9 protein-coding genes are annotated in these 6,764 nt (G+C 37.3%); 4 read left to right on the top strand and 5 right to left on the bottom strand.

What is annotated here, in order from left to right; all coding sequences use genetic code 11:
- Positions 1-489: 489 nt before the first annotated feature.
- The 3 genes from VLB74_RS07385 to VLB74_RS07375 are packed head-to-tail and all read right to left on the bottom strand — an operon-like array spanning position 490 to position 2,192.
- A complete protein-coding gene (locus tag VLB74_RS07385; protein ID WP_325202818.1) occupies positions 490-1,329 on the bottom strand; it encodes a VOC family protein in 840 nt (279 codons plus the stop codon).
- 12 nt (positions 1,330-1,341) lie between these two features.
- Positions 1,342-1,749 carry a VOC family protein gene (locus tag VLB74_RS07380; RefSeq protein WP_325202817.1) on the bottom strand — a complete coding sequence of 136 codons (408 nt, stop codon included), beginning with the start codon at positions 1,747-1,749 and terminating at the stop codon, positions 1,342-1,344.
- Between the two features lie 17 nt (positions 1,750-1,766).
- On the bottom strand, positions 1,767-2,192 hold the full coding sequence (locus tag VLB74_RS07375) for an SRPBCC family protein (protein WP_325202816.1): 426 nt from the start codon (positions 2,190-2,192) through the stop codon (positions 1,767-1,769).
- 92 nt (positions 2,193-2,284) lie between these two features.
- On the opposite strand from VLB74_RS07375, the gene VLB74_RS07370 reads away from it, so the two are divergent.
- The 3 genes from VLB74_RS07370 to VLB74_RS07360 are packed head-to-tail and all read left to right on the top strand — an operon-like array spanning position 2,285 to position 4,321.
- The gene (locus VLB74_RS07370; protein ID WP_325202815.1) at positions 2,285-2,887 is read left to right on the top strand and encodes a pseudouridine synthase; all 603 of its coding nucleotides are present in this window, start codon (positions 2,285-2,287) and stop codon (positions 2,885-2,887) included.
- Positions 2,888-2,893: 6 nt separating this feature from the next.
- Positions 2,894-3,349 carry a tRNA (cytidine(34)-2'-O)-methyltransferase gene (locus VLB74_RS07365; protein ID WP_325202814.1) on the top strand — a complete coding sequence of 152 codons (456 nt, stop codon included), beginning with the start codon at positions 2,894-2,896 and terminating at the stop codon, positions 3,347-3,349.
- Between the two features lie 3 nt (positions 3,350-3,352).
- Positions 3,353-4,321 carry an acyltransferase family protein gene (locus VLB74_RS07360; protein WP_325202813.1) on the top strand — a complete coding sequence of 323 codons (969 nt, stop codon included), beginning with the start codon at positions 3,353-3,355 and terminating at the stop codon, positions 4,319-4,321.
- A 49-nt stretch (positions 4,322-4,370) separates the two neighbouring features.
- On the opposite strand, the gene VLB74_RS07355 is transcribed toward VLB74_RS07360, so the two are convergent.
- Complete coding sequence (locus tag VLB74_RS07355; RefSeq protein WP_325202812.1) at positions 4,371-5,180, bottom strand: hypothetical protein; 810 nt, start codon at positions 5,178-5,180, stop codon at positions 4,371-4,373.
- Positions 5,181-5,398: 218 nt separating this feature from the next.
- Here VLB74_RS07355 and VLB74_RS07350 point away from each other — a divergent pair, with 218 nt between their 5' ends.
- Positions 5,399-5,824 carry a VOC family protein gene (locus tag VLB74_RS07350; RefSeq protein ID WP_325202811.1) on the top strand — a complete coding sequence of 142 codons (426 nt, stop codon included), beginning with the start codon at positions 5,399-5,401 and terminating at the stop codon, positions 5,822-5,824.
- Between the two features lie 44 nt (positions 5,825-5,868).
- Here VLB74_RS07350 and VLB74_RS07345 read toward each other — a convergent pair whose 3' ends face one another.
- On the bottom strand, positions 5,869-6,642 hold the full coding sequence (locus tag VLB74_RS07345; protein ID WP_325202810.1) for a dienelactone hydrolase family protein: 774 nt from the start codon (positions 6,640-6,642) through the stop codon (positions 5,869-5,871).
- Between the last annotated feature and the right edge of the window lie 122 nt (positions 6,643-6,764).

Here is a 6,764-nt window from a genome sequence, read left to right as displayed (position 1 = left end):
AGGAAAATGACGTTGCCCCAAATGAAGTACTTTTTATTGTTTAAGTTGACTTCACTTGGGGCAACGGTATAATTTTTTCCTGTTTCAGATGATGTGGCCATCAAAAGATGTGTATTTGAAGCCAATCTTCTTCGAAAGTCCGAACCTAAATAGGATGTGTTTACTATTTGTATTGGCCTCTTTTTAATATTTGATTCAGACGAAACGAATGCCAGTTCTTTAGAGGGTCTTTTTGATGAACTATGACTGGAATGATTAAAAGAGGAACATGTTAAAAATAATATTAGTAAAACGATGAACCTAGAAGGCTGTCTTAAATTCTCTAAAAAGGTCTGCTTATTCATATGTTTCCTATTTAGTTAAAATGTTAAATCGGTAACTAAAGTAGTGTTTTTTTTCTTAAAAAGAAAAAAATAAAGTAAGAATTTACTTCTTTAAGTAAAAAAAATATAAATAATCATGATTGTTGTAATTTTTTAAGAAAAGAAATCATACGTTAAGCAATGTGGCAATATCGAATTTTTTCATTTTCAAAAAGGCTTCTACAACTTTTTGTGATTTTTCGGGATTACTCATTAATTCGTTTAAAATTTCAGGAATGATTTGCCAGGAAACCCCATATTTGTCAGCTAACCAGCCACACATGCTTTCCTTTCCGCCATCCGTAAGCTTTTCCCAAAAGAAATCAATTTCCGCCTGGTCTTCACATTCCACAACGAAGGAGATAGCTTCATTAAATCCGAATCCTTTTGCCAATGCGCTGTCCATCGCCATGAAAACATTATTGTTGAGTTTGAATTGCGCGTGTTTTATAGTTCCGGTCACATCATGATCATCTTCCGTATAGCGTAATATGCCGACAATGTCGGAGTTTTTAAATATGGAGGTGTAGAAATTGATAGCTTCTTCTGATTTACCATGCACGCTTTCAGTAAACATAAGTGTTGGAGTAAATTTCTGTCCCACATCCGTTAGTTTGCCGAAAGACAATTGCCAGCTAACGCCAAATTTATCCTGAACCCAACCGTATTTTTTACTCCACTCATAACTATCCAAAGCCATGAGTACAGCGCCTCCTTCAATTAATATATTCCATGCTTTATCAACTTCGGCTTCGGTTTCACATACCACAAAGAAGGAAATAGAAGGATTGAGTGGAAATTCAGCTCCTCCGTTAAGGCACATGAATTTTTGTCCTGCACTCTCGAAAGTTACCACTATCGGATTTTCAGCCGTAATTTTGCTATCATTGAAAACAGTACAGTAAAAATCGGCGGCTTCTTTGGCATTTGTGCCAAACCAAAGACAAGGATAGATAGGATTTTTCATGATTTCAGATTTTTATTGGTTAGGGAATTTAGTAATATCCATGTAGAAAACTTCCCAGCAATGGCCGTCAAGGTCTTCAAAACAGCGCTGTTGCATAAAACCGTAATCTTTAGGCTCCGAATATTCAACTGCACCTGCCTGTACTGCTTTGTCGGCCATCTCATTCATTTTGGCAACGTTTTCAAGTGACAAGGAATTGATGACTTCCGTGGTTTTGGATGCATCAGCAATTTCTTTAACGATGAAGTTTTTAAATTTGGGATGGGTTAGCAGCATGACAAAAATTTCCTCACTGAAAACCATACACGCAGCGGTTTCATCAGTAAATTGCGGATTGTTTTTAAAGCCTATTTTGGTATAAAAACCCATTGCTTTTTCAAGATTTTTTACCGGTAGATTGACGAAAATCTGTGATCTCATGATGTGTGATTTTAGAATTAATTGGATTCGGTATATTTTTTAAAATTAGTAAGTATCGCTTGCCAGCCGGTTAGTTGCAGTTCTATGGAGTTGACTTCCTCTGCTTCAAAAGTTTCTGTTATAACGGTTGTGATACCCAAAGCTTCGAACAAAATGTGAACTTTCCGGCCATCACCTATGGTGTAGTGAATCGAATCGTTGGTTTTTACGTTATCGTAAATTCCTCCGAAATCAAATCCGGAGCTTCCGTCTTTGGCCTCCATCCGGAAACTGAATTGGCCTCCGTCTTTTAAATCATTAGTAGCTTTAGGGGTATGCCAATCGTCAGATGCATTATTCCACTTTGTAATGTGTTTTGGAAGGGTCCAGAATTCCCATACTTTGTCAATAGGGGCATGTACGTGTGCATTGACTGTAATAGTCGTCTTTTTGTTTGTTTTCATGGTATGTTGTTTTAAATCAGATAGTTGAAAATGGAATCTCATAAAATTACGAACTTTTGTTAATAGAAAAATGAAAACCGTATTTTTGCTTTATGAACAACCACCGCCACTTTTTGCTTCATAAACCGCATGGTTACTTAAGTCAGTTTGTTTATGAGAAGAAACGCACCAAGAAAAAATTAGGTGAACTGTTTCCTTTTCCCGATGGAACGATGGCTATAGGTCGTTTGGACGAAGACTCTGAAGGATTGTTACTGCTTACTACTGATGGTATGATGAGTGAGCTGGTGAGAAGTAAAAGTGTGGAAAAAGAATATTTTGCCCAGGTAGACGGAATCGTTACCCAGGAAGCCATCGATCAATTGAAAAAAGGGGTAGAGATCGGTTTCAAAGGGATTCGTTATACCACCAAAGAATGCGAAGCGAGAATGCTTACCAATTTACCGGACTATATAGGTGAAGGAAGAAGAATACGTGATGAACGACACGGACCAACCAGTTGGCTTTCGATTACATTAACCGAAGGAAAGTTTCGGCAAGTACGTAAAATGACCGCAGCGGTAGGTTTGCCGACTTTGCGATTGATACGCGTGCGGGTAGGAGCAATTGATTTACATGATTTAAAGGCTGGGGAAGTTTTGGAAATCAGTGATTTTCAGATTGCAGAAGATTTGAAATCCCCAAAAGATAAATAACCAAATATGTTAAACATCGTTTTAGTGGAGCCGGAAATCCCGAACAATACCGGAAATATAGGTCGTTTGTGTGTTGGAACGCAAAGCAGATTACACTTGATTCATCCGTTTGGCTTTGAAATAAACGATAAAAACCTGAAACGTTCCGGGTTGGATTATTGGGTACACCTGGATTGGCATGAATATCAGAATGTGGCTGAATGGAAAGCACAGGTGCCGGATTTGTCCCGAGTTTTTCTGATGAGTTCCCATGCGGATAAATCCTATCTCGAAGCTGATTTTCAGGATGGGGACTGGTTGGTTTTCGGGAAAGAAAGCGTTGGGTTAAGTCAGGAGGTTATGCAGCAATTTGAAAATCATCTGACCATTCCGATGTCCGATAAAATAAGAAGTTACAATATTGCCAATTCTGTCGCTTTCGTGGTGGGCGAAGCAAAAAGACAAATCGGACTGAAAAAATAAAACATGGCAAGTCGCAATCCATCAATCGATATTTTAAAGTTAGGACTTTCCTTTCTGATTGTGGCGTTGCATATTTTTCCGCTCTCCAGGTTAAAAGGAATCGACGGGATATTATCTTATGAAATAGCAAACGGAATCACCCGAATAGGAGTGCCGACATTCTTTATCATTTCCGGTTACTTCCTTCGCAACAAAATTAATGACAAGACGTATCTGATTAAATACGGAAAAAGAATCCTGTTTCTCTATTTAGTTTGGCAGCTTATTTATTTACCCGACATGATCCGGTTTTATAATTTAGGATGGTTTTCGACTTCTAATCTGATTTTGAAACTTGTTTTCGGTTATTGGCATTTATGGTATCTGTTGGCTACTGTCTTTGCAGTTGTTTTATTGTATTATCTGAAAGAGAAATCGGTTCGGCAAAAATTCCTTTTAGCGCTTCTTTTATTTTTTATAGGATATGCCTATCAGTTAGCCTATAAAACAAATATACTGAATGACTTTCCGGCGTTGAAGTTGGCTTACGAAGGAATGGGAACCACGAGAAATTTCATTTTCATGGGATATCCTTTTTTGGTATTGGGTACGTTGTATGAGCATTGGCGTGAAACCGTGACCAAAAGAGATTTTTTATTTGTGCCATTTTTACTGCTTTTGCTTGTGGAGGTTTATTGGTACTATACCTTAAAAATTGGTGCTTTGGATTTTTCCATAATGATACTTCCATTAAGCATGCTTTTGTTTTCAATATCCGCAGAAAACACATCACCGTCAAACCTGAAGATTAATTCGACCATGTCATTGGGTGTTTATTTATGTCATCCCTATGCTATTCGTTTGGTTTATGAATTTTTACCCCAAAAAACCTTTGGCTTTATTTTACTGAAGTATGTTTTGATTTGCTTGTTCGCCGTTGCTTTTTGGGTCATTGTGGAAAGAGTCAACCGTAAATTCCCTTATTTCCTGTAGTGAAAATATAAAATTAAGATTCCGCAAAGCATTTTACGGAATCTTAATTTTAACGGTTAATAAAATTTCCCAAAGAGATGGAATAATTGCCTTTTTCGTTAGTGTAAATGTGATATTCCCTTGGCAGCATATTGTTTGATGGATTCTCGACTCCCTGCGGAATAGAACCGTTTGCTTTTTTTTCACTTTTTAAAAAATCCAACGCAACGACAGGATTGACAAACGCGAAACGGCCATTAAAAGTACCCAATCGTAAAGTATGGGTTTCTAGGGGACCTTCATATTGGTTGAGCCAATGTCTTCCTATTGTAGCCAAAGAGCCTTCTGCTTTATCTATTGGTGAATAAACTGCAGGCATATGATTTTTAGGAGGGTAGAAACTGAAGAGGGGATCTGTTTCTTCTGACCATTCAGGAATTCCCTTTCTTTCGTTTTCGGAAATCAAATAAAAATACACACTGAAATGAGGAACTTTAAAACCGGATATTGTAGAATAGTTATCTGGGTTCCAATTCAGTCCGATGTGATCAAATGCAGTTAAAACGGATGCCTCTTTCGGAATCGGAATGATGGGAGTCTTTTCGAAATCAGAATCGATTGGAAGATTCTCAAGTACGCTTGGAGTCATTTCGATTCCTATTTCTAACGGTTTTCCGAATTCATCGACACTTATCCATGATTTAACAGTACCTTTTCCTACTTCAACTTCATCGCCATAAATGATAGGGTTTACGATGTCTTTTCCTGTTGAAGCGGTTCCTTCAGGGCTATTGTTGGAATATTCGTCTTTGTCGCATGAAAAAAATACAAGCAAAAGCCCAACGAAGAGAATTTTTCTAATGAAAGATCCATTTTTCATAATTAATTACTAATTAGATTATTACTCCGTGACGAGGGGCAATGTTTTCGGAAATTTCAGTAAACAAAGTTACGACAATATTGTAATCACTTGGTTTTCAAAATGTTAAAGTAATTTTGTTGTTTTTAATAACACAAAAATAAACTAATGGGTTATTTCTTATAAATGTTATTTCTCTTTATATTTGTTACTGATCAACCTAATTAAAAACAAAAAATATGACACAAGTTAATCCGTACATTACATTTAACGGAACATGCGAAGAAGCATTTAATTTTTACAAATCGGTTTTTGGAGGTGATTTTCCTTATTCAGGGAAGTATAAAGACATGCCTTCAGAATATCCGATAGCAGAATCAGAAAAAGAAAAAATCATGCATATTTCGTTGCCTATCGGGAATACCGTTTTAATGGGGAGTGATGCGGCGGCTGGTTTTGGTGATAATTTTAAAGAGGGAAATAACATTTCCATTTCTATCAATGCAGAAAGTGAAGCAGAGGCAACCCGAATTTTTAACGGACTTTCTGCCGGCGGAAAAGTTGGCATGCCTTTAAACAAAACGTTTTGGGGTGCTTATTTCGGAATGTTTACTGATAAATTCGGAATTAACTGGATGGTTAACTACGATTACGAACAAAAATAATCTCTGGAATTATGATATATAAGGGCCCGATATCGGGCCCTTTTTTATTTAAAAATCTCATCGAAGAAGTCAAGCATCGCTTTCCAGGAACGCTTGTCTGCCTTTTCATTATAGGCGACCCCTTTACTCTTATCACTGCCGGCATCTTTTTGGGTAAACGCATGCACTGCATCAGCATAATAAACCATTTGCCAATCGGCTTTTGAGGTACGCATTTCGTCCTGAAACGCTTTGATTTCGCTTTCAGAAACATAAAAATCATCGGCACCGTGCAATACAAGGACTTTAGGTTTGATGGGTTCAATTGATCTGGCAGTATCTCGTCCCAGACCTCCGTGAAAGGAAACAACGCCTTTTACGCTCATATTAGCTCTTGCTGCCTCTAAAGCACCCGAACCTCCGAAACAATAACCAATAACTGCAATTTCATTGGGATTCGCTCCGGATTTTACTAATTGTTCTAAAGCTAAATGAATGCGTTTTTGATATTCTTTATAATTCGTTTTGAAATGACCGGCCTTTTTGCCGGCTTCCTGTGCATTGGCAGGTTTGTTACCGACTCCATAAATATCAGCTACAAAGGTATAATATCCCAATTTTGATAATGCTTCGGCACTTTCTTTTGAGTGTGCGTCGATTCCCATCCAAGCAGGTAAAATTAAAACGCCTGCTTTTTTCGGGTTGTTTTTTTTCGGACTAAATGAAAAACCTTCTAATTTTTGATCGCCATCAGCATAAGAAACGGTTTTCAGTTGTCCCTGGACCAGTACTGTCGAAGAAATAGTCAGTACCAAAACAAGTAGTGTTTTTGTTTTCATACGTTATGAATTTTGAAGTATAAAGTTACAAAAACCTTGAGGGATTTTAGTTTATCTGATGATGAATTTACCTCTTTCCACGTCAAAAAAGATATTTTCGTCTTTAAAGATAGTGTTGAAGG

Origin of the sequence: Flavobacterium sp. (assembly GCF_035456225.1) — a bacterium.
GTDB lineage: Bacteria > Bacteroidota > Bacteroidia > Flavobacteriales > Flavobacteriaceae > Flavobacterium.
This window is presented reverse-complemented; position numbering and strand designations above follow the sequence as displayed.

Bases quoted from the DNA above. Each gene is read 5' to 3' on its own strand.
- VLB74_RS07385 (WP_325202818.1), bottom strand. From the start codon at position 1,329: ATGAAAAATCCTATCTATCCTTGTCTTTGGTTTGGCACAAATGCCAAA.
- VLB74_RS07380 (WP_325202817.1), bottom strand. From the start codon at position 1,749: ATGAGATCACAGATTTTCGTCAATCTACCGGTAAAAAATCTTGAAAAA.
- VLB74_RS07375 (WP_325202816.1), bottom strand. From the start codon at position 2,192: ATGAAAACAAACAAAAAGACGACTATTACAGTCAATGCACACGTACAT.
- VLB74_RS07370 (WP_325202815.1), top strand. From the start codon at position 2,285: ATGAACAACCACCGCCACTTTTTGCTTCATAAACCGCATGGTTACTTA.
- VLB74_RS07365 (WP_325202814.1), top strand. From the start codon at position 2,894: ATGTTAAACATCGTTTTAGTGGAGCCGGAAATCCCGAACAATACCGGA.
- VLB74_RS07360 (WP_325202813.1), top strand. From the start codon at position 3,353: ATGGCAAGTCGCAATCCATCAATCGATATTTTAAAGTTAGGACTTTCC.
- VLB74_RS07355 (WP_325202812.1), bottom strand. From the start codon at position 5,180: ATGAAAAATGGATCTTTCATTAGAAAAATTCTCTTCGTTGGGCTTTTG.
- VLB74_RS07350 (WP_325202811.1), top strand. From the start codon at position 5,399: ATGACACAAGTTAATCCGTACATTACATTTAACGGAACATGCGAAGAA.
- VLB74_RS07345 (WP_325202810.1), bottom strand. From the start codon at position 6,642: ATGAAAACAAAAACACTACTTGTTTTGGTACTGACTATTTCTTCGACA.